Annotated in this window: 17 protein-coding genes; 12 read left to right on the top strand and 5 right to left on the bottom strand. The window is 61.0% G+C overall.

Going from position 1 to position 20,339, the window contains the following annotated elements:
- Positions 1-40: 40 nt before the first annotated feature.
- The 4 genes from SUTH_RS13790 to sat all read right to left on the bottom strand — a co-directional run bounded on the left by SUTH_RS13790 (position 41) and on the right by sat (position 4,885).
- Complete coding sequence (locus SUTH_RS13790) at positions 41-934, bottom strand: YkgJ family cysteine cluster protein (protein WP_041100035.1); 894 nt, start codon at positions 932-934, stop codon at positions 41-43.
- 141 nt (positions 935-1,075) lie between these two features.
- Positions 1,076-3,103 (bottom strand): adenylyl-sulfate reductase subunit alpha, encoded by a 2,028-nt coding sequence (gene aprA / locus SUTH_RS13795; RefSeq protein WP_041100037.1) that lies wholly within the window; start codon positions 3,101-3,103, stop codon positions 1,076-1,078.
- A gap of 22 nt (positions 3,104-3,125) precedes the next feature.
- Entirely contained in the window at positions 3,126-3,599 is a 474-nt protein-coding gene (gene aprB / locus SUTH_RS13800; protein ID WP_041100039.1) for an adenylyl-sulfate reductase subunit beta, read from the bottom strand.
- A 71-nt stretch (positions 3,600-3,670) separates the two neighbouring features.
- The gene (gene sat, locus SUTH_RS13805; protein WP_041100041.1) at positions 3,671-4,885 is read right to left on the bottom strand and encodes a sulfate adenylyltransferase; all 1,215 of its coding nucleotides are present in this window, start codon (positions 4,883-4,885) and stop codon (positions 3,671-3,673) included.
- Positions 4,886-5,069: 184 nt separating this feature from the next.
- Here sat and rfbF point away from each other — a divergent pair, with 184 nt between their 5' ends.
- The 6 genes from rfbF (at position 5,070) to SUTH_RS18605 (ending at position 12,712) form a co-directional block, all read left to right on the top strand.
- Positions 5,070-5,840, top strand: coding sequence for a glucose-1-phosphate cytidylyltransferase (gene rfbF / locus SUTH_RS13810; RefSeq protein ID WP_041100043.1), 771 nt, complete (start codon positions 5,070-5,072; stop codon positions 5,838-5,840).
- On the top strand, positions 5,837-6,910 hold the full coding sequence (rfbG, locus tag SUTH_RS13815) for a CDP-glucose 4,6-dehydratase (RefSeq protein WP_084207414.1): 1,074 nt from the start codon (positions 5,837-5,839) through the stop codon (positions 6,908-6,910). Before rfbF ends, rfbG begins: the two co-directional genes overlap by 4 nt.
- A complete protein-coding gene (gene rfbH / locus SUTH_RS13820) occupies positions 6,907-8,226 on the top strand; it encodes a lipopolysaccharide biosynthesis protein RfbH (protein ID WP_041100047.1) in 1,320 nt (439 codons plus the stop codon). The genes rfbG and rfbH overlap by 4 nt, the downstream gene beginning before the upstream one ends.
- A 106-nt stretch (positions 8,227-8,332) precedes the next feature.
- On the top strand, positions 8,333-9,823 hold the full coding sequence (locus SUTH_RS13825; protein WP_041100049.1) for an N-acetylneuraminate synthase family protein: 1,491 nt from the start codon (positions 8,333-8,335) through the stop codon (positions 9,821-9,823).
- Positions 9,824-9,828: 5 nt separating this feature from the next.
- Entirely contained in the window at positions 9,829-11,637 is a 1,809-nt protein-coding gene (locus tag SUTH_RS13830; protein ID WP_171817373.1) for a thiamine pyrophosphate-binding protein, read from the top strand.
- A 49-nt stretch (positions 11,638-11,686) separates the two neighbouring features.
- Positions 11,687-12,712, top strand: a complete 1,026-nt coding sequence (locus SUTH_RS18605) for a radical SAM protein (RefSeq protein WP_052473646.1) — start codon at positions 11,687-11,689, stop codon at positions 12,710-12,712.
- 45 nt (positions 12,713-12,757) lie between these two features.
- Here the strand turns inward: SUTH_RS18605 and SUTH_RS13840 are convergent, their stop codons facing one another.
- Positions 12,758-13,702, bottom strand: a complete 945-nt coding sequence (locus SUTH_RS13840) for an FkbM family methyltransferase (protein WP_041100053.1) — start codon at positions 13,700-13,702, stop codon at positions 12,758-12,760.
- Between the two features lie 444 nt (positions 13,703-14,146).
- Here SUTH_RS13840 and SUTH_RS13845 point away from each other — a divergent pair, with 444 nt between their 5' ends.
- The 6 genes from SUTH_RS13845 (at position 14,147) to SUTH_RS13870 (ending at position 20,332) form a co-directional block, all read left to right on the top strand.
- The gene (locus tag SUTH_RS13845; RefSeq protein ID WP_269450447.1) at positions 14,147-14,998 is read left to right on the top strand and encodes a class I SAM-dependent methyltransferase; all 852 of its coding nucleotides are present in this window, start codon (positions 14,147-14,149) and stop codon (positions 14,996-14,998) included.
- The gene (locus SUTH_RS13850) at positions 14,995-16,161 is read left to right on the top strand and encodes a methyltransferase domain-containing protein (RefSeq protein ID WP_084207415.1); all 1,167 of its coding nucleotides are present in this window, start codon (positions 14,995-14,997) and stop codon (positions 16,159-16,161) included. The genes SUTH_RS13845 and SUTH_RS13850 overlap by 4 nt, the downstream gene beginning before the upstream one ends.
- A 109-nt stretch (positions 16,162-16,270) precedes the next feature.
- Positions 16,271-17,218 carry an NAD-dependent epimerase/dehydratase family protein gene (locus SUTH_RS13855; protein WP_052473648.1) on the top strand — a complete coding sequence of 316 codons (948 nt, stop codon included), beginning with the start codon at positions 16,271-16,273 and terminating at the stop codon, positions 17,216-17,218.
- The gene (locus SUTH_RS13860) at positions 17,215-17,667 is read left to right on the top strand and encodes a GtrA family protein (RefSeq protein WP_041100059.1); all 453 of its coding nucleotides are present in this window, start codon (positions 17,215-17,217) and stop codon (positions 17,665-17,667) included. Before SUTH_RS13855 ends, SUTH_RS13860 begins: the two co-directional genes overlap by 4 nt.
- A complete protein-coding gene (locus SUTH_RS13865; RefSeq protein ID WP_041100061.1) occupies positions 17,664-19,391 on the top strand; it encodes a hypothetical protein in 1,728 nt (575 codons plus the stop codon). Before SUTH_RS13860 ends, SUTH_RS13865 begins: the two co-directional genes overlap by 4 nt.
- Positions 19,382-20,332: a glycosyltransferase family 2 protein gene (locus SUTH_RS13870; RefSeq protein WP_041100062.1), complete on the top strand. Its 951-nt coding sequence runs from the start codon at positions 19,382-19,384 to the stop codon at positions 20,330-20,332. The genes SUTH_RS13865 and SUTH_RS13870 overlap by 10 nt, the downstream gene beginning before the upstream one ends.
- Positions 20,333-20,339 lie beyond the last annotated feature (7 nt).

Consider the following 20,339-nt stretch of genomic DNA (forward strand, 5'->3'; position numbering starts at 1 on the left):
CGATATTCGCCGTACCGCCAGCGCCGACTCTCATTTACGTTCAGTCGAAGCCTTCGTCGCTTTCGGATTCGGATTCAAGCGCCCGTTTCTTCGCCGCCTCGCGCTCCTCGACCAGACGCTTTTCCTGCACCTTGGCGAGGCGCTCCTGAGCCGCTTCGGCATTGAGCGCAATGCTCTCTTCGCCGAACAGCACCTGGCGCAGGAAGCGGAAGGCGAATTGCAGCAGCGCGACGTCGTCAGCCATCAGCGCTTCCTTCTCCGCCTGCGGCAGGTCGAACAGCTTGGTGAAGGATTCGGCGCTGACGAATTCGCGGAAGCGGTCGATGTCGTAGCAAGCCATGAAAAACAGCTGGCGGCTGCGCAAGGATGGCTTGCCGATGGTCGGGCCGGAGGATTTCTTCTTCAACACCAGCTGGCGCCAGCCGCGCGCCAGTTCGTCGTACTGTTCGAGTCCCTGTTCCTTGCGATAGTCGGCGATGGTGATACGGCGATTCACCTCGTGGCCCTTGCAGTGGTCTTCCTTGACGAGGGCGTAGGAGTCGCGATCGACGTATTCGTCCTGCTTCCTCATCGACAGCAGGGCCACCGGGTAGTAGCGGCAGGCCGTGGGCCGGTCGCTGTAAATGTCGCAGCCCTCCGGCTTCATGAAACGGCAGGCAGTCCCACCTTCCACGGGGCGAAACTTGATCCCGGCGATGCTGTCCTTGTCGAATTCATAGGGCACCGTATAGTCCTTGAGGAACTCGGTGGAGCTGATCCCCAGCCGCGTCTTGATACGCAGCACGTCGTAGGGCGTCAGCGAAATGTCGATGTTGGAACAGCAGGCGTTCCAGCAACCGATGCCCTTGTGGCAGGAGAATTCTATTTCGTGGGTCTCCGCCAGCATGGTGGGGAGGACGGGACTTTGCGGAAAGGGAATATCGGGCTGGGACATGAGAAGCCTCTTTGCAGCTAGGGATTACGGTTTCAACATCCCACTAGGGGATACCGTCCGCGCCCACAGGGACGCAGACATAAAGAAAACAGGCCGAAAGCCTTGCGGCTTCCGGCCTGAATTTTACAGCCTGGACCGCGCTTAGTGCGGAGCGGCAGCCTTGAACAGCTTCGACTTGTCCACCAGGTCGATGTGCTTGCGCTTGAAGCAGGTCCACTTCTTGGTGTGCTTGTCGTAGATCGAATTCACGAAGCAATGCCAGTTCTTCTCGTCGACGAAGTTCTTGTCGGTGCGATAGTAGAAGCCCGGGTAGCGGCTCTCTTCGCGGAACTGGATGTGCTTCATGTGGGCTTCGGCGGTCAGGATGCGATGGTAGTTTTCCCAGGCGCGCAGCAGTTCGTGCAGGTCCTTGGCGCGCAGCTTGAGCGAATCTTCCTTCAGCATTTCCAGCTTCTCTTCCGCAACGGCCAACATCTTGTCGTTGGTGTTGTAGTAGGTGGCGACACCGGCAACGTACTCGTCCATGATCTTCTGCAGACGCATCTGCAGCATCTTCGGCGTGATGTAGTTGGGGTTGACGTCGATCGCCGTGGTGTAGTCCTTGTGCGTCAGGAAGGTCTTGACCGGCCTCCAGATCGTTTCGGCGATCTGTTCGTTGGTCTCGTCGAACTCGAGCTTGTAGTCGGGATTGTCGAGGCAGTACTTGATCATCGACTTGGCGGCCAGGCGGCCTTCGGTGTGCGAACCGGAGGAGAACTTGTGGCCCGAGGCGCCCACGCCGTCGCCGGCGGTGAACAGACCCTTGACCGTGGTCATCGAACGGTAGCCCCAGTTCCAGCCCTTCGGCAGGTGCGCGGGAACGCCGTCATACTCTTCCGTGGTCGGCGCGCCGACGTCGGTCGGGCCGGACACCCAGATGCCGCAGCAGCCGGAGTGCGAACCCAGCAGGTAGGGCTCGGTCGGCATCAGTTCGGAGTTCTTCTCGCGCGGATCGACGTTCTCGCCGACCCAGATGCCGCACTGGCCGATACACATGTCGAGGAAGTCTTCCCAGGCCTCGGCTTCGAGGTGCTTGACTTCCTTCGGCGTCAGGGTCTCGGCCAGCTTGGCCAGGGCGGTGACGGTGTCCATGTAGATCGGGCCGCGACCTTCCTTCATTTCCTTCAGCATCAGGTGGTTGCGCAGGCAGGAGGCGGGAACGGCGGCCTGCCCGTAGGGCGGGTAGTCGTTCAGCATTTCCTTGTTCTTGACCATGTAGTCTTCGCCGTAGGCGTTGGTGGCCTTGGCCTTGAACAACAGGAACCAGGCACCGACCGGGCCGTAACCGTCCTTGAAGCGGGCGGGCACGAAACGGTTTTCCATCATGGTCATCTCGGCGCCGGCTTCGGCGGCCATGGCGTAGGTCGAACCGGCATTCCACACCGGGTACCAGGCGCGGCCCGAGCCCTCGCCCACGGAACGCGGACGGAACAGGTTGACGCAACCGCCGGCGGCCAGCATCACGGCCTTGGCCTTGTAGATGTAGATCTTGTTCTCGCGCACCGAGAAACCGGCGGCGCCGGCGATGCGGGTCGGATCGTTCTTGTCGTTGATCAGATGCACGATGAACACGCGCTCCTGGATGCGGTCGAGGCCGAGCGCCTTCTTGGCGGCTTCGGCAACGATCCACTTGTAGGATTCGCCGTTGATCATGATCTGCCACTTGCCCGAACGCACCGGCTGGCCGCCATCCTTCAGGGCCGGCAGGCCTTCCTTCTGCGCTTCGGCGCCGTCGTGGCGGACGCCTTCGGCGTCGGTCTTCCAGATCGGCAGGCCCCACTCTTCGAACAGATGCACGGAGTCGTCAACGTTGCGGCCCACGTCATAGGCCAGGTCGTCGCGGGTGATGCCCATCAGGTCGTTGGAGACCATGCGCGCGTAGTCGGCGGGATCCTGCTTGTCGCCGATGTAGGTGTTGATCGCGGACAGGCCCTGCGCCACGGCGCCGGAGCGGTCCATGGCGGCCTTGTCCACCAGCTTGATCTTGAGTTCCTTGCCGGTCTCGGCCTTGAGGGCCTCGGCCCAGCGCATCATTTCATATGCCGTGCCGCAGCAGGCCATGCCGCCGCCGACGAGCAGAATGTCCAGCTCTTCGTAGACGACTTCAGGTGCTTCAAATGTTCCAGCCATTTTTGGTTCCTCGATTGGTCAATTACTTGCGGATCAGTTCGGCGGGGTTGCCGGCGCGGAAGCCGCCCATGACAGCCCGGGTGTACACGCCGTCGGCGGTGATCTCCGACATCTTCGGCATCGGCTTGCCGCCGTAGCAGTCGATCGAGCCTTCGGCCGTGGTGCGGATCGGGAACTTGAAACGCTTCAGCGTGCCGTTGCGGAACTTGATGGTCCACATGATGGAGTCGGATCCGCGCAGCGGCTGCACCGAACCGCCCAGCGGCACGATGTCGGCGTAGTGGCGGCATTCGATGGCGCCCTGCGGGCAGATCTTGACGCAGGAGTAGCACTCCCAGCACTGCTCCGGTTCCTGGTTGAACGCCTTCATGGCATGGCCGGTTTCGGAACCGTCCTTGTCCAGCTTCATCAGGTTGTGCGGGCAGATGTACATGCAGGCGGTCTTGTCCTGCCCCTTGCAGCCATCGCACTTCTCGGTACGAACAAAGGTTGGCATTTGGTTTCTACTCCTAGGTTACGGTGTTGATCATCAAAAAATGCACTTGGAAAAGCTGGGGTTCTGATTTATCAGCGGGCCGAATGTCCGGACAACTTGACCTCGACCTTCTCGTCTTCGGCCAGGCTGGCGTAGTAGGCGCGCAGCACCTCCAGCACCTCCGGCCGGGAAAACTCGGCGGGCACGTCGCCGCCTTCGGACAACATCTTGCGCAGCTTGGTACCCGACAGCAGCAGGCGGTCGGCCTCGCCGTGCGGGCAGGTACGCGCCGAGGCCATGCCGCCGCACTTGTAGCACCAGAAGGTCCAGTCGATCTTCAGCGGCTGGGTCTCCAGCGAGCCCTTGGGAATCTGGTCGAAAATGTGGTGGGCGTCGAAAGGACCGTAGTAGCTGCCGACACCGGCGTGGTCGCGGCCGACGATCAGATCCGAGCAGCCATAGTTCTGGCGGAACAGCGCATGCAGCAGCGCCTCGCGCGGGCCGGCATAGCGCATGTCGAGCGGGTAGCCCGCCTGCAGCACGGTGTTCTTGACGAAATAGTGCTCGGCCAGTGTGGAGATCGCCTCGGAACGAACATCAGCGGGAATGTCGCCCGGCTTCAGATTGCCCAGCAGCGAGTGGATCAGCACGCCGTCGCAGGTCTCGATGGCGATCTTCGCCAGATACTCGTGCGAACGGTGCATCGGGTTGCGGGTCTGGAAGGCGGCAACGCGGCTCCAGCCCATGGCCTCGAACTTGGCGCGGGTTTCCTTCGGCGACATGAAAAGATCGCCGTACTTCTCCGGGAAATCGCCCTGCGAGAGAACCTTGATCGGGCCGGCGAGGTTGATGTCGCCCTGCTCCATGACCATCTTGACGCCGGGATGCTCGATGTCGGTGGTCTTGAACACCGTGGCGCACTCGTGCGCCTTGTCGATCTTGAACTTCTCGGTCACCTTCATGGTGGCGAGGATTTCGCCGCTTGCGCCATCCACCAGCGCGATGTCGCTGCCGGTCTTGATGCCGTCGGCGATGACTTCGTCCGTCGAGAGGGTGATCGGGATCGGCCAGAACAGGCCGTTGGCCATCTTCATGCCATCGCAGACGCCCTGCCAGTCGGTATGGGTCATGAAGCCCTCGAGCGGCGTAAAACCGCCGATGCCGAGCATGATGATGTCGCCGGCTTCACGCGAACTGACCTTGACTTTCGGCAAGGACTGGGCACGTGCAAGCTCTACCTTCAGAGCCTGGCCTTCGAGCAACAAGGGTCGCAGACTGCCGCCGCCGTGCGGATTGACCAACGCCATGCCGAACCTCCTAAAATAGGGACTATTTCTTGAAGTTCGAAGGCTAACAATTTCCCCTTCCGGCGCCAATGCGATTATTTCTATTTGAGGATAAGGGGATTGTTTATGGGCCGTGCAAGGGCGCGGATCGGCGCCTCTGCTAACATTTGTCCGATTTCGATCCTGACCGACAATTGACCAGAAAATGAAAGCAGTAATTCTTGCCGGCGGCCTCGGTACGCGTCTCGCCGAAGAAACCGTACTGCGACCCAAACCGATGGTGGAAATCGGCGGCAAGCCGATTCTCTGGCACATCATGAAAGGCTATGCCCACTTCGGCATCACCGATTTCGTGATCTGCCTCGGCTACAAGGGCTATATGGTGAAGGAATACTTTGCCAACCTGGCCCTGCACACATCCGACGTGACCATCGACCTGGCGAAAAACCGCGTCGACCTGCATCAGAACCAGTCCGAGCCCTGGAACATCACATTGGTGGACACCGGAGAAAACACGCAGACGGGGGGGCGCCTGCGCCGAATTCGCGGCTTCGTCGACGGCGAAGACTTCTGCATGACCTATGGCGATGGCGTGGCCGATGTGGATATCAGCGCGCTGCTTGCCTTTCATCGCAACGAGCAATGCCTGGCGACGGTCACCGCGGTCCGACCGCCGGGGCGCTTCGGCCGCCTCGATCTCGACGGCAAGCGCGCGCGCGGGTTTCAGGAAAAGCCGCGCGGCGATGGCGACTGGATCAATGGCGGGTTTTTCGTGATCTCCCCCGCCGCACTCGACCGCATCGACAGCGAATCCACCCTGTGGGAACAGGAGCCCTTGCAGCATCTGGCGGCAAACGGGCAACTGGCCGCGTTTCGCCATGACGGTTTCTGGCAACCCATGGACACGTTGCGCGACAAGAACCATCTGGAGCAACTCTGGGCCGCCGGCAATGCTCCGTGGAAGCTGTGGCAGTGAATCCCGATTTCTGGAAAGGCCGCAAGGTATTCATTACCGGCCATACCGGTTTCAAGGGTGCCTGGCTGGCCTTGTGGCTGCAGAAAGTCGGCGCTGGCGTTACGGCGTTTTCGCTGGCGCCGCCGACGCAGCCAAGCTTGTTCGAAGCGGCGCAGGTGGCTCAGGGCATCACTTCGATCCATGGCGACATCCGCGACTACGCTGCACTCGGCACGGCGCTGCACGACAGCGGCGCCAGCATCGTGTTCCACCTTGCGGCACAAGCCACGGTGGCGGATGGCTACCGCTTCGCGCGCGACACCTTCGCCACCAACGTCACCGGCACCCTGAACTTGCTGGACGCGATACGCGAATGTCCGGCGGTAGAGGCTGCAATCGTCGTCACCAGCGACAAATGCTACGTCCCATCGCCTGCCGGCGTGCCGCTGCGTGAAGGCGACCCGCTGGGCGGCAAAGACCCCTACAGCGCCAGCAAGAGCTGTGCCGAAATTGCCACGACGTCGTGGCGCGAATCCTTCTTCAATGCCGACGACTCGCCGCGCATCGCCACCGCACGCGCCGGCAACGTCATCGGTGGCGGCGACTGGGCGGCGCACCGCCTGCTGCCGGACATCGTCCGCGCCTTTCATGCCGGGAATGTCCTTTCCCTGCGCATGCCCGAGGCCATCCGGCCATGGCAGCACGTACTCGAAGCGCTCGCCGGCTACCTGCTGCTGGCGGAACATCTGTGCGGCAAGGACGGTGCCCGCCATGCACAAGCCTGGAACTTCGGCCCGGCTGAATCGGATCAACTCACCGTGGGCGAAGTCGCCGAACGCTGCGCCAGGATCTGGGGCGGAAATGCCCGCGTTGACGTCGCCAAGACCAACTTCCAGAAGGAAACCGAAACCCTGCGCCTCGATGCCACCCATGCCCGCACGGCTCTTGGCTGGAACCCGCGCTGGAACGCCGACCAGGCTTTGCACCAGACACTGGACTGGTACCGGGCCTGGTATGCCGGCAGCAGCGATAGCGCCGGCATTCGCGCCCTGACCCTGGCCCAGATCGACCACTACACGGCAACGACATGACACTCGACGAACAACGAAAACAGATTCTTGCCCGGGTGCGCGACTATGCCGCACAACAGGAGTTGCGCGCCCCCTTCGCGGCGGGAAATAGTGCCGTGCCGGTCTCCGGACGGGTGCTCGATGCGGAAGCCTACGTTGCCCTGGTGGACGCCGCGCTTGATGGCTGGCTCACCACCGGGCGCTTCAACGACGAGTTCGAAAAACAGATCGCGGCCCGCATCGGCGTGGCCCGCGCACTCACCGTCAATTCAGGGTCGTCGGCCAACCTGCTGGCGCTTTCCGCGCTGACGTCGCCCCTGCTGGGCGAACGCGCCCTGAAACCCGGCGACGAGGTCATCACCGCCGCCGCGGGCTTCCCCACCACCATCAATCCGATCCTGCAAAACGGCCTGGTTCCGGTTTTCGTCGATTCGGAACTGCCCACCTACAACCCCGGCGCGGCAAGCATCGCCGCCGCCATCGGCCCGCGCACCCGCGCCATCATGCTGGCCCATGCCCTGGGCAATCCGTTCGATGCCGCAGCGCTGCGCGCGCTGGCCGACCAGCACGGACTGTGGCTGATCGAGGATTGCTGCGACGCCTTCGGCGCCACCCATGATGGCCGCAGCGTCGGCACCTTCGGCCATATCGGCACGCTGAGCTTCTACCCCGCGCACCACATCACCACCGGCGAAGGCGGCGCGGTGTTCACCAGCGATCCTGTACTGGCAAGAGCCATCGAGTCCTTCCGCGACTGGGGCCGGGATTGCTACTGCGCCCCCGGCAAGGACAACACCTGCGGCAAGCGCTTCGACTGGCAACTGGGCAAGCTGCCCTGCGGCTATGACCACAAATACACTTACTCGCACGCCGGCTACAACCTCAAGATCACCGACATGCAGGCCGCGCTCGGGGTCGCCCAAATGGGCCGCCTGGATGAATTCATCGCCGCGCGGAGAAGCAACTTTGCCCACCTGAAGACGCGTCTGAAAGCGTGCGAAGAATTCCTGATGCTGCCGGAGGCCACGCCGAACAGTGACCCATCGTGGTTCGGCTTTCTGCTGACCCTGCGCGAGAACGCCCCCTGCAACCGGGTTGACCTGCTGCGCTACCTCGACCAGCACAAGATCGGCACGCGACTGCTGTTCGCCGGCAATGTCACCCGCCAGCCGTATATGCAGGGCCGCGACTATCGCGTCGCCGGAACACTGGCCAACGCCGACATCATCACCGAGCGCAGTTTCTGGATCGGCGTGTATCCGGGGCTCACCACAGAGATGCTCGATTACGCCGCCGACAGGATCAGCGAGTTTCTCGGCGTCGGATCTGCATGGTGAGCATTAGCCGCGCCGCCAACTTTGACCAAGCCCTCGCTCGATGGCGGTGGGACAATCCAGCAATGCATCCCATCCATCAAGAGCAACGTACCGGAGTCTGTGCCCCATGAAGCCCCTTGTCATTTTCGAGATGGCCAACAATCACATGGGCGACATCGCCCATGGCATGACCATCATCAAGGCCTTTGCCGACACCGTGGCACCCTACCGCACGACATTCAACTTCGCCTTCAAGCTGCAGTATCGCGACCTCGATACCTTCATCCGTCCCGACTACAGGGGGCGCAGCGACATCAAGTATGTCAAGCGTTTCGAGGAAACCCGCCTGTCCGACGCGGACTTCCGGCGGCTCATCGCAACCATGCGGGAACATGGCTTTCTGACCGTGTGCACGCCCTTCGATGAAGTGTCGGTCGGCCGCATCGAAGCGCACGGAATCGACATCATCAAGATCGCCTCGTGCGCACTGACCGACTGGCCGCTGCTGGAACGCATTGCGCTTGCCAAACTGCCGATCATTGCCTCTACGGCCGCCTCCGGTGTCGAGGACATCGACGCCGTGGTCAGCTTCTTCCAGCACCGACAGAAGCAGCTCACCCTGATGCATTGCGTCGGCGAATACCCGACCCCGGACGAACGCCTGGCGATCAGGCAGATCGAACTGCTGCGCCAGCGCTATCCCGATGTGCGCATCGGCTTCTCGACGCACGAGCAGCCGGACAACACGGTGGCGATCATGCTGGCGCTGGCAAATGGTGCGACAGTGTTCGAAAAGCATGTTGGCCTGCCCAGCGAACGCTATGCCAACAATGCCTACTCGGCCTCGCCGGAACAGATCGCGGCATGGCTGGCCGCTGGCCGCCGCGCGCTGGACATGCTGGGGCCCACCGAGCGCTACGAACCAACCGAGGCCGAGCGCGAGGGTCTGACGGCGCTCAAGCGCGGTGTCTTTGCCCGCCGCGACTTGCCCGCCGGCACGATACTCTCTGCCAGCGATGTCTTCTTTGCCTTCCCCCCCGATCCAGGGCAGGTGACGGCCAACGACTGGTCGAAATATGTCAGTCATACGCTCAACCAGCCCGTCGTCGCGAACGCGCCGATCAAGAAGCAGCAGACCACCGCACAACATCATCGACAGCATGTAATGGCCGCGGTCAAGGCCGTGCGCACATTGCTCAGGGAGGGAAATGTCATCCTGCCGGGCCTCAGCGAACTGGAAATTTCCCACCACTACGGGCTTGAGAACTTCCACCGCTTCGGCCTGACCATGATCACCATCGTCAACCGCGAGTACTGCAAGAAGGTCCTGGTCATGCTGCCCGGGCAGACCCACCCCGAGCAATACCACCAGCAGAAAGAGGAAACCTTCGTCGTCCTCCACGGCACCATGATCCTGAAGCTCGACGGCGCGGCGCAGAAGGTCAAGCCGGGCGACGTGGTCACCGTGGAAAGGGGCGTGCGCCACGAGTTCCATACGGAATCCGGCGTCGTCTTCGAGGAAATTTCCTCGACCCACATCAGGGACGATTCCTTCTACACCGACCCGGCGATCGCCGCCAACGCGCAGCGCAAGACCCACCTGGCCTACTGGATGTAATCCCGATGCGCGTCGCCGACTACCTGATGTCCCACCTTGCCGGCCTCGGCATCGACCATGTTTTCGTCTTGCCCGGCGGCGGGGCCATGCACCTCAACGACGGGCTCGCCTGCGAACCGCGCATCACCGCGATTCCCTGCCATCACGAGCAAGCCTGCGGCATCGCCGCCGAAGCATGGGGGCGAGTCGCCGGAAAATTCGGCGTCGCCATGGTGACCACCGGCCCAGGCGCGACCAATGTGGTTACCCCGGTGACCGGTGCCTGGATCGAGTCGGTGCCGATGCTGGTCATTTCCGGGCAGGTGAAACGCCCGGACCTCCTGCGGGACCGACCCTTGCGACAGGGAGGCGTTCAGGAAGTCGACATCGTTCCGATTGTGCGATCGATCACCAAGTATGCGGTGACGGTGCAGGATCCCGCCACCATCCGCTATCACCTCGAACGTGCGCTCCACCAGATGCAGGACGGCCGGGCCGGGCCGGTCTGGCTGGATATCCCGCTCGACGTCCAGGCTGCGCAGATCGTTCCCGCCGAGCTCACCGGCTACATCCCCGAGGCGGAAGTGCAGCCCGGGCTGGACGAGCCGATCCAGCAAACCCTCGAACTCATCGCCGCCGCCGAACGTCCGCTGATCCTCGCCGGACACGGCGTGCGCCTGGCGGGAGCGGCAAAGCGCTTTCTGGCACTGGCCGAGAAGCTCGACATTCCGGTAGTGACGACCTGGAATGCGCTCGACCTGATCCCCTGGGCACATCCGCTATGCGTCGGGCGGCCTGGTGTCGTCGCCCTGCGGGCCGCGAACTTTGCGGTACAGAACTGCGACCTGCTGATATCGATCGGCTGCCGACTCGACAACATCATCACGGCCTACAATCCACGGGGTTTTGCCCGCACCGCGCGCAAGATCGTGGTCGACGTCGATCCGGAAGAAATCGCCAAGCTCGACATGGACATCGACCTGCGCTTGCCCGTCGATGCCGGCAGCTTCATCGATGCGCTGGCTGCGCACACCGGGTCGTCGAGCCTGCCTGACCGACCCGCCTGGCGCCAGCGCTGCAGCGACTGGAAGCGACGCTATGCCGTGGGCGAGGGAAAGCCATTCCATACCGACGGGCCGATCAGCCACTATCATTTCGTCTCGGCTCTGTCCGATGCCGCGCCGCCTGAAACCCTGGTATCCACGGGCAGTTCCGGGCTCGGCGTCGAAGCGTTCTACACGGTGTTTCGCAACAAGCCCGGTCAGCGCGTGTTCCTGACTTCCGGCCTCGGCGCCATGGGCTACGGGCTTCCAGCTGCCATCGGCGCCTGCCTCGCCGGAAACCGGCGACCCGCAATCGCGATCGAGAGCGACGGCAGCCTGCAACTCAATCTCCAGGAACTGGCGACGGTGAAAGCGCAGAAGCTACCGATCTGCCTGGTGATCATGGACAACGGCGGCTACTGTTCGATCCGCAACACCCAGCGCAATTATTTCCAGGAGCGCTATCTCGGCATCGATCCTGCATCCGGGCTCTGGCTGCCCGACCTGGAGAAAATTGCTGCTGCTTACGGCCTGCCCTTTCTGCGGATCGACGATCCCGGAAACATCGATGCAGCCCTGAAAGAAGCCCTGGCGTTGCCCAGGCCCTGTTTGATCGACGTGCGCCTGATGAAGGACGAGACACTGGCACCGAAATCTGCCGCAGTTCCCCAGCCAGACGGTTCAATGATTTCTATGCCTCTGGAAGACATGTCGCCGCTGCTGCCGCTTGATCAGCTGCGAGCGGAAATGCTGATTCCGTTGATGCCCCAATCACTGGGAACGATTCGCTAATGCCGCGAATGCAAAACCCGAGGCCTGCCCATCGCAGAAAGAGCCCATCATGAGCAAGCTTTCCTACTACTTCGATATGGCAAGGAAGATTCGCCCATTCAAGGCCGCGCCCAAGGTATTGAATTATCTGAAATACAGGACAAGTCCCCGACTGGCGCAGACGTCGGTCACGAAATACTCTCCGCAAATCGCCGGACTGCTGCTAACCAAACGCTGCAACATGAGTTGCAGCTTTTGCAATGTCGCCACCTTCATGCATGACAAGAGCACGGCATGGCGGACACTGGAAGGCGATCTGGAAAAAGTAAAGAAGATTTTCGCGACCCCCTTGTTCTCGAATGCCCTGCTAGTGGACATCCTGGGCGGCGAACCCTTGCTGGTCAAGGAACTCCCCGCTATCGTCGCTTTTCTTTCCCAGCGCGGCCACCTCACCAACATCACCACGAACGGCATTCTGCTTGCTGATCGCGTTCAGGAACTAAAAGATGCGGGAATTTCGCGCATCAACATTTCGGTATACGAAGACAATCGAAAAGTCCTGGAGCGGGACCTGGAACGTATCAATCGCGTTTTCCCCGTACACACGAACATGGTCATTTTCCGCAAGGAGATCGTCCATTCTCCCGAAAATGTCATCGAAACAGTCCGCTTTCTCAAGCAGTCCGGATGCATCGATCTAAGATTCTGGATCTACAGGCCCATTGGCGAACACATCGAAGAGGACGAAATTCTCTACGAAGACGACCCGCTTCTGCTCGCCTTTCGGAACAGCGTTGAGAAGGCGGTCCCGGGATTCTGCTTTTGGCCGGTACCACCAGTGAAGGGCGAAGGCGTCAAAAAGCGCTGCCCTCAACTCTGGCAGCGCATCAGCTGCGACATGCAAGGCAACGTCGGCATCTGCTGCGGTACGGATTTGTTTCTTCCAGCCCCAGGGGGCAATCTCTTCGAGGGAGACCCGGATGCCGTCCATAACCACCCTACGCTGGTGAAGATGCGCAAACAACTCCTGGATCCCCTTGCCGAACCCCCAGAAATGTGCAAATCCTGCAACCTGCTGGGCGACCCGGGATGGTAGCCACCGGGCAACGAATACTCGCCAATCCGTTGGCCCCGCCTGCCATCAGGCTGGTCGAAACAGATAATTGCCGTTCTGCGGACGCGTGACATCGATGTCGACCAATGCCCCATTTTCATCAATGTAGTTTCCATGATAGCCGTGCCCGGTAAGCAACTGAATAAGGTCTTGCGGGACATATCCAAAGCGGTGGCAGTGGATATCGACTATCTCGACGAAGATGACAGGGTGGCAACGGTTTATCAATCTTTCCGTGCCACGCAGAAAGTTCAGTTCGCCGCCTTCGATATCCGCTTTGATGAAATCCACATGTTCCACTCCCTCCCGATCCAGAACATCATCAAGACGGAGCATTGAAACCTCGACCCTGTCACCCGTATCCAGGAACTGGGACGCAGCCCCGGCGCCCATATCCGTGCCGGGTAGATACATCGAGATTGTGCGAGCCTCGTTCCCCAACGCAAAGCTGAACGACTTCAGGTTATTGCATGCGTTGAGCGCCACGTTTTCCGTCAGCTCGGCATAGGTGGCGGGTATTGGCTCAAAGGCAAGCACCTTTCCGGAATCGCCCACACGCCTCGACAAATGGATCGCATGCCAGCCGAAATTGGCGCCAACGTCTATGACCGTCGAACCGGCCGCTACAACACTCGCCATGAGCCGGGTCTCCTCCGCCTCATAGCCCCCGTAGGAGAACTGCGTTCCGCTGATCGATGCCTTCGCCGCAGAGACATTGAAGGCGCAGCCATCAGGATAGTAAAAAACCGCCCTGTTGTTCGAGATCACGATCTTCTCGGTACCCAGTTGCCCGGCCATCTCCATAAACTTCCGCCACAAGGCAGCTCTGAACTTGGCCCGCAAATCGCCAATGCTCAGATAAGTCTGGAGATTGAAGAGCCGCATTGTGAATCTGGCACAGACCGCCACGAACCAGCCATGCATCAGCGGGTTGCGACTGATGGCGTCCCGTACTCTAGCCTTTACACTCATGCCTGCCGCCTTCCCTGAAAAGCCGGATTGTAAGTTACCTCGGCTGCGCCGGCGCCCTGTCAGACCCAAAATGACACGCAGATCAGCCGTATCTGTCACTACGAAATCCCGGCATTGCCCCGCACCAATCACCAGCCTGAGATACTGCAAAATTCGCCTGCATGCTTTCAAAAAGTGGCATGCGACAATTACAATGTCGCCACTGTCAAACGACTATCTCTCCCGTTACGAACTGTTTCCCCCGTTACGAAGAGCAAGGTCATAAATCCCATGATCTGTCCATGTTGCGCACGCCCGCATGAAAACCAGGGTCTTGATTCGGCGGAACCCTTTCACTGCAAGGGATGCGGACACCACTGGTATTCCCCAGCCACACGAGCATCAACCGATTATGGCAAGCTTGGCGGACGCAATGCCGTCAAGGGCTCCTCCCATGTCCGCAAGATGCAGGACAGAATGGCCGACATTGCACCACTGCTTCGCCACGGAATGCGAGTGCTTGAAATCGGCTGCGCCGAAGGATCACTTGGCACAATGGTTCGCCAATCACTCCCCGTGCACTACACCGGAATCGAATTGTCCGAAGATGCTGCCATCGCGGCCCGGGTTCTTGACCGCGTGGTCAGAACCCCCGTCGCTACGCTGGTCAACGAGAAGTTTGATCTCCTGCTGTCCTTTCACGTTCTAGAGCACGTGGCAGACGTCACCGCGGAAATACGCCACTGGCGAAAACTGCTCGACGATGACGGCAGGCTGATCATCGAGGTTCCCAACCAAGCCGGTCACCGCTTGCTTGACCTGGATCCGAACCCGGAGCACCTGCACCAGTTTTCCGTGGCCTCCATCGCCGCGCTGCTGATCCATGAAGATTTCGAGGTCGATCGCATCGAGTCGGGTCATTGGGAATCCTCCGTCTATTCAAACAGCCTGAGAGTATTTGCCCGACCGGCGCTCACCGGACATCAACGCAGAGCGCTGCTGTTGCAGCGCTTCCAGAGTCATCTTCCTGATCAATTTGCGGCATGGGGAATCGGAGGAGATTTTCGTGCTTACGTCGAGCCTCTGCTCGATTCATTGCCCGTGGCAGCGTTGATCGACAGTGCCGAGCAACGGCAAGGTGAACGCCATGGTCACCTCACCGTCGAGACCTATGACGAGCGACGGCACGGGGCGCTGCCCATCCTGGTGTGCAGCGTCCGCTATCGCGATGACATTCTGCGCAACATCGATGCACTTGGCATTCCGTCCTCCCGAATCGTGAGCCTGGACGATGTCTTCGGACCTTCCCGGCCATGACCCACAACATACGGCACTGCCCGATCTGTGGATTCAACCGAACCGTACCGTTGCACATGAATGCCCTGGTCGCGCTGGACGGCCTGGACATGAGCTATCGCGTCGCCCGCTGCCCGGCGTGCGGCTTCGTCTTCGCCGACCGCTTGCCGTCGCCAGCAACCTACGCCGCTTATTACCGTTCGCTTTCCAAATACGATATCGCTCCGGACAATACCGGTCCGTCGCCCACCGATCGCTTGCGTTGCGATGCCGCCGTGGCCCTTCTGCGCCCCCATGCCCGACCCGACGCCAGGATCGCCGACCTGGGCTGCGGATCCGGCTTGCTGCTTGGCGCGCTTCGTATAGCGGGGTGGTCCCGCCTGGCCGGGATCGATCCCGCGCCCGGCGCGCCGCAACAGGCTCGCCGGCAGTTCGGGCTCGACTGTATCCGCTGCGGAACGCTCGAACAGGCCCCCGCGCTTCTCGATCTGTCGGCCATGGACGTGGTCTGCCTGACCGGTGTGCTCGAACACCTGCCGCGACTGCGCGAAGACCTTGAAGCCTTGACTGCGGCCATCGGACCTCAAACGAAAATCCTTGTCGAAGTGCCCGCGCTGGAACGTTTCGCGCACAGCCCTTTCGAGCCATACGGCGAACTCTCCCTCGAGCACATCCAGTACTTTTCCACCGCAAGCCTGACGGCGCTTTTTGGCGCTCTTGGCTTCACCGCACTTTCGTCGGCTCTCGTCGACCTGCCTCCCGGATATTGCGACAGCCTCTTCGGGCTCTTCATCCGCAGTCCTGTCCCCGGGCCACTCTCCACTTCGACCGCGGTAAGCGATGACATCGAAGACTACCTTGCGCAATCGGAAGCCATGACCCGGGCCGCCCTCGGGCGCATCGCCGCCTGCCCGGCGAAGACGCTGGCGATCTACGGTGCCGGGAGCCACACGGCACGCCTGATACCGCGCCTTCTGGAAGCCGGAGAGAAGCGCCTCGTCCAATTGGTCGACGGCAACCCGAATCTGCACGGGAAAATGATGGGGCCACTGCTCATCGAGGCTCCCGAAACACTCGACCGCCATCCAGAAGCCACGGTGGTCGTGTCATCGTTCCGGACGCAACAGGCGATCAGCGACGTCTTGCGCACATCCCGCCCCAATCCCGTGCTGACCCTCTACTGAGGCCTGACGACAAGTGCAGCAAGGCCGCCACGCCACTTTCGCAACTGCCTGCAGCGACCTTGAGGTCCTGCTTGACAGGCAACCCTTACCCGAGCTGGCCGGAATCCGCTTGTTCGCCACCGGCTGTACGGGATTTTTCGGCTATTGGCTGCTGACAGCGCTGGAATGTCTGAACCGGCAAGGCCGCCCCGTCGAAGTAGTCGCCCTGTCGCGCGATCCGCAGGCCTTTCTCGCCCGTCATCCCGAGTTCCACCACCAGCCATGGCTCTCCTTCATTCAAGGCGACATTGCCAACTTTGCCATGCCGGGCGGTCGCTTCGAAGCAGTCATCCATGGCGCCACCGACTCCTCGCTGCAAGCCGCCGCCAACCCGTCATTGCTGCTGGCCAGCATGATCGATGGTACGCGACGGGTACTCGACGTCCTCGCCGACGTCGGATGCGAAAAATTCCTCCTGCTGAGTTCGGGCGCAGTGTACGGCGACCAGCCTGCCTCGCTGCCGGCCCTTGGGGAAGACTCCCATCTGGCGGGCGATTCCCTGGACAGAGCCAACGTTTATGGCGAAGGCAAGCGGATCATGGAAATGCTTTGCGCCTGCCGGGTCGGCAACGGGCTGCCTGCACCCGTGGTCGCTCGCTGCTTTGCCTTTCTCGGCGCTCATCTTCCCGGCCATCTCGCACCCGCCCAGTTCCTGCGCGACGCGCTTGCCGGTGGGCCGATCGTCGTGCGCGGCGACGGCTCTCCGCTACGCAGCTACCTCTATGCCGCCGATTTGGCTGTATGGCTGCTTGTGCTGCTTGCCCGCGGGAACCCCGGCCGAGCCTATAACGTCGGCGGCGACCAGGCGATCAGCCTCGTGGAACTCGTGCGAGTCATCCGCGATACCGTTGCACCGGGCGCTGCAATCGACATTCTCGGCATCGATAGTGGTGCACCGCGACATCGCTATCTGCCGGATACCCACCGCGCCCGAAAGGAGCTGGGGCTTGAGGCATGGACGTCACTACCCCAGGCCATTGCCCGCATGGCCAGCGCAATTGACCCTGCATCACGATGAATCATCGGAAGAACCGGACTTTCGATGCACCCCGCCGACTGTGGCAGGACAGCCGTAAACTTCGCTTTCTCATCGTTGGCGGCTGGAACACCCTTTTCGGTTACCTGTGTTTCTATGTTCTCTACTTGCTGGCAGCCGACTATCTGCACTACCTTTTCATTGCGGTGCTTGCGCATGTCATCAACGTCATTCAGGCATATGTCATGCAACGACGGCTGGTTTTCCGTTCCGAGGCGCAAATCATCAATGAATTCCTCCGGTTCAACGCAAGCCTTGTTGCCACCTTTCTGTTCAATCTGCTTGCCATGTACGTGCTGGTCGAAACTACGTCTCTGTCGCCCTTGATTGCCCAGGCAATAGTCATCCTTGCAAGCTTGATCCTTACCTATGTGCTGCACAGTCGCGTTTCATTCCGTCGGGTTTCGGATCGACAAGGGCGGCCCAGATGATTCATGCACCCAGGGAGTTCGACGAACGCCCTTCCTTCGCCCCGCCAGATCGCCTGACCCGGCTCGCACTGGGTTATCTTGCACTGCCGCTGTTTCTGTATTTCCCCGGATGGTTCCAACCGGCGCCAGCCCTGATCCTCTCCCTGCTGCTGGGCTACGCCTGCTGGCGTGCATTATCTGCACATACGCTGGCTGCGACTCCCTGGCCGTCGAAACGGCTTATCGCCATGGCACTGCTGATTGCCATCCTCTGGTCGATATTCGGCGGCGCCGGACATTTCTTCTATGCCAACGCCCGCGACTGGGTCATCCGCGACGCCGTACTGCACGACCTGGTGGCAGGATCCTGGCCCCCCACCTACGCAGCCGGCGGAGACGACTTTTACATACTGCGCGCGCCGGTGGCGTACTTTCTGCCAGCCGCTGCCATTGCCAAGCTGACGGGGCTGGCGACCGCGGACAAACTGCTGTGGCTATGGACGGTAGCCGGCATCACGCTGTTCTTTCTCCTGCTTCCCCTGCGGCATGCCTCACTGGCACGTTCGACGGCGGCCCTGTTGATTGTGGTGCTGTTCAGCGGAATGGACATCCTCGGTTTCATGTTTCCGGATTTCCACTGGGGCAATGTTCCGCTGCCGGGCGCATTCATCGACTGGTGGATCAAGCCGCCGCCCATGGTCAGCTACTGGTCGAATACCTCCAACCTGTTCTGGAATCCCAACCACAGCCTGCCGGGATGGATTTCAATCGTCCTGTTCTATCGCCACTGGCGCCACCCGCGATTCCTTTCCATTACGCCGCTGCTCGTTGCGGTGCTGCCCCTCTGGTCCCCCTTTGCCCTGATCGGCATGGCGCCCTTCCTCGCCATGCAGGCCCTCCGCTGGTGGCAGCAACGTTCGCGCCACGCTCTTGACATACCGCTCATTGCCGCCTGCTTCGCCGTGTTCGGTGTTGTTTTCGTCACGCTGACGATCCCCTTCAACGGTATTCAGCTCGGCATGTCTCTCACTACGGAACCGGCAGGCGGGTGGCGTTACCTGAATAACTTCGGCCATGTAGTCACTTACATGGAAAACTACACGCTGTTCGTGATCTTCGAATTCGCGGTGGTCTCCCTGCTGGTAGCCCGCGCGGTCGACCGCTGGCTTTTCGTAACGGCAGTGCTCACCCTGCTCGCGCTTCCCCTGTTCAGCTTTGGGCCGGGTAACGATCTCGCCATGCGTAGCTCCATCCCCTCTCTCGGCATACTCTGCATCGCCTCCATCAACGTGTTTGCGCATCCGGCACCCCTCATCGGAGTGTTTCGCCGCTGGTTGCTCGGACTGGTGCTGGTCATCGGAGCGGTCACTCCGTACTATGAATTCTCTCGTGCCATCGGGCGTACGCCCTGGGCGCCCAATCTGGACTTCACACTGATCGACGCCGACAATGGCCAAATTGCCCCCCATTACCTGATCCCGCGACGCCGGTCGCCTGCGGAGGCGGCGCTGAATATCTCGGCACCGCTGCCCAATGCGGTGGACTGGCTGTATTTCTGCGACAGTGTCCATCCTCGCAACAAAGCCAACAAACCATATGTGGCCTTTGCCTGGCGCAGCAATCGCAACGACGACGAAGTCCGCGCCGAGCGGGAACAGAGAAGGATGAGTAAAGTAGACTGCCAATCCGGCATACAGGCGGATGACCACGCGGCGAGTTCAGAAAGCAATCCACAATGCCCCTGATTTCGATCATCACTCCGTGCTTCAACGAAGCAGAAAATGTCGAGGAACTTCACCGCCGCATTGCCGCTCAGTTCTCCGGCATTCCCGATTGCGACTACGAACACATCTTCATCGACAACGCCTCGACCGACGGCACCGTAGAGGCAATTCGCCGTATCGCCAGCGCCGACTCTCACGTCAAGGCCATCGTCAACTCGCGCAACTTCGGCCATATCCGTTCGCCGATGCACGCCCTGCTGCAGGCCAGAGGCGATGCGGTGATCACCATGGCATCCGACCTGCAGGATCCGCCGGAACTCATCCCGGCATTCATCGCCAAATGGCGCGAGGGCTTTCGGGTCGTGGTCGGCGTCAAGCCACAGTCTCTCGAAACACCCCTGATGTCCTTCGTGCGCCGCAGCTACTACCGCACGATCGGCAGAATCGCCGATGTCAGGCTGATTCCGAACTTTACCGGCTTCGGCCTCTATGACCGCAGCGTAGTGGAGATTGCCCGGCGCTACGACGACCCGTATCCCTATTTCCGCGGCATGGTCTCCGACATTGGCTTCCCGCATGCGGAAATCCCCTATGAAAAACCGCTGCGTCTGCGGGGCATCACCAAGAACAACTTCTATACCTTGTACGACCTGGCGATGCTGGGCATCACCAGCCATTCGAAGCTGCCGCTTCGCCTGGCGACCATGGCCGGGTTTTCCCTGTCATTGATCAGCCTGCTGATCGCCCTGGTGTATCTGGTACTCAAGCTCGTGTATTGGGATCGTTTCGGCATGGGAACGGCTCCGGTACTGATCGGCATGTTTTTTCTCGCCTCGGTCCAGCTCTTCTTCATCGGGATTCTGGGCGAGTACATCGCCTCGATTCATACGCAGGTGCAGAAGCGCCCCCTTGTCGTAGAGCGCGAGCGGATCAATTTCGACCCGGCGCCGCCGCGTGACTGAAAGACCC

It is taken from the genome of Sulfuritalea hydrogenivorans sk43H (assembly GCF_000828635.1).
Taxonomy (GTDB): Bacteria; Pseudomonadota; Gammaproteobacteria; order Burkholderiales; family Rhodocyclaceae; genus Sulfuritalea; species Sulfuritalea hydrogenivorans.

What these genes read in the sequence shown, in the direction of transcription:
- sat (WP_041100041.1), bottom strand. Translation starts at nt 4,885, where the DNA reads ATGGCGTTGGTCAATCCGCACGGCGGCGGCAGTCTGCGACCCTTGTTG.
- SUTH_RS13830 (WP_171817373.1), top strand. Translation starts at nt 9,829, where the DNA reads ATGCGCGTCGCCGACTACCTGATGTCCCACCTTGCCGGCCTCGGCATC.
- rfbF (WP_041100043.1), top strand. Translation starts at nt 5,070, where the DNA reads ATGAAAGCAGTAATTCTTGCCGGCGGCCTCGGTACGCGTCTCGCCGAA.
- SUTH_RS13790 (WP_041100035.1), bottom strand. Translation starts at nt 934, where the DNA reads ATGTCCCAGCCCGATATTCCCTTTCCGCAAAGTCCCGTCCTCCCCACC.
- SUTH_RS18605 (WP_052473646.1), top strand. Translation starts at nt 11,687, where the DNA reads ATGAGCAAGCTTTCCTACTACTTCGATATGGCAAGGAAGATTCGCCCA.
- aprA (WP_041100037.1), bottom strand. Translation starts at nt 3,103, where the DNA reads ATGGCTGGAACATTTGAAGCACCTGAAGTCGTCTACGAAGAGCTGGAC.
- aprB (WP_041100039.1), bottom strand. Translation starts at nt 3,599, where the DNA reads ATGCCAACCTTTGTTCGTACCGAGAAGTGCGATGGCTGCAAGGGGCAG.
- SUTH_RS13825 (WP_041100049.1), top strand. Translation starts at nt 8,333, where the DNA reads ATGAAGCCCCTTGTCATTTTCGAGATGGCCAACAATCACATGGGCGAC.
- SUTH_RS13840 (WP_041100053.1), bottom strand. Translation starts at nt 13,702, where the DNA reads ATGAGTGTAAAGGCTAGAGTACGGGACGCCATCAGTCGCAACCCGCTG.
- SUTH_RS13870 (WP_041100062.1), top strand. Translation starts at nt 19,382, where the DNA reads ATGCCCCTGATTTCGATCATCACTCCGTGCTTCAACGAAGCAGAAAAT.
- SUTH_RS13845 (WP_269450447.1), top strand. Translation starts at nt 14,147, where the DNA reads ATGCAGGACAGAATGGCCGACATTGCACCACTGCTTCGCCACGGAATG.
- SUTH_RS13865 (WP_041100061.1), top strand. Translation starts at nt 17,664, where the DNA reads ATGATTCATGCACCCAGGGAGTTCGACGAACGCCCTTCCTTCGCCCCG.
- SUTH_RS13850 (WP_084207415.1), top strand. Translation starts at nt 14,995, where the DNA reads ATGACCCACAACATACGGCACTGCCCGATCTGTGGATTCAACCGAACC.
- SUTH_RS13860 (WP_041100059.1), top strand. Translation starts at nt 17,215, where the DNA reads ATGAATCATCGGAAGAACCGGACTTTCGATGCACCCCGCCGACTGTGG.
- rfbH (WP_041100047.1), top strand. Translation starts at nt 6,907, where the DNA reads ATGACACTCGACGAACAACGAAAACAGATTCTTGCCCGGGTGCGCGAC.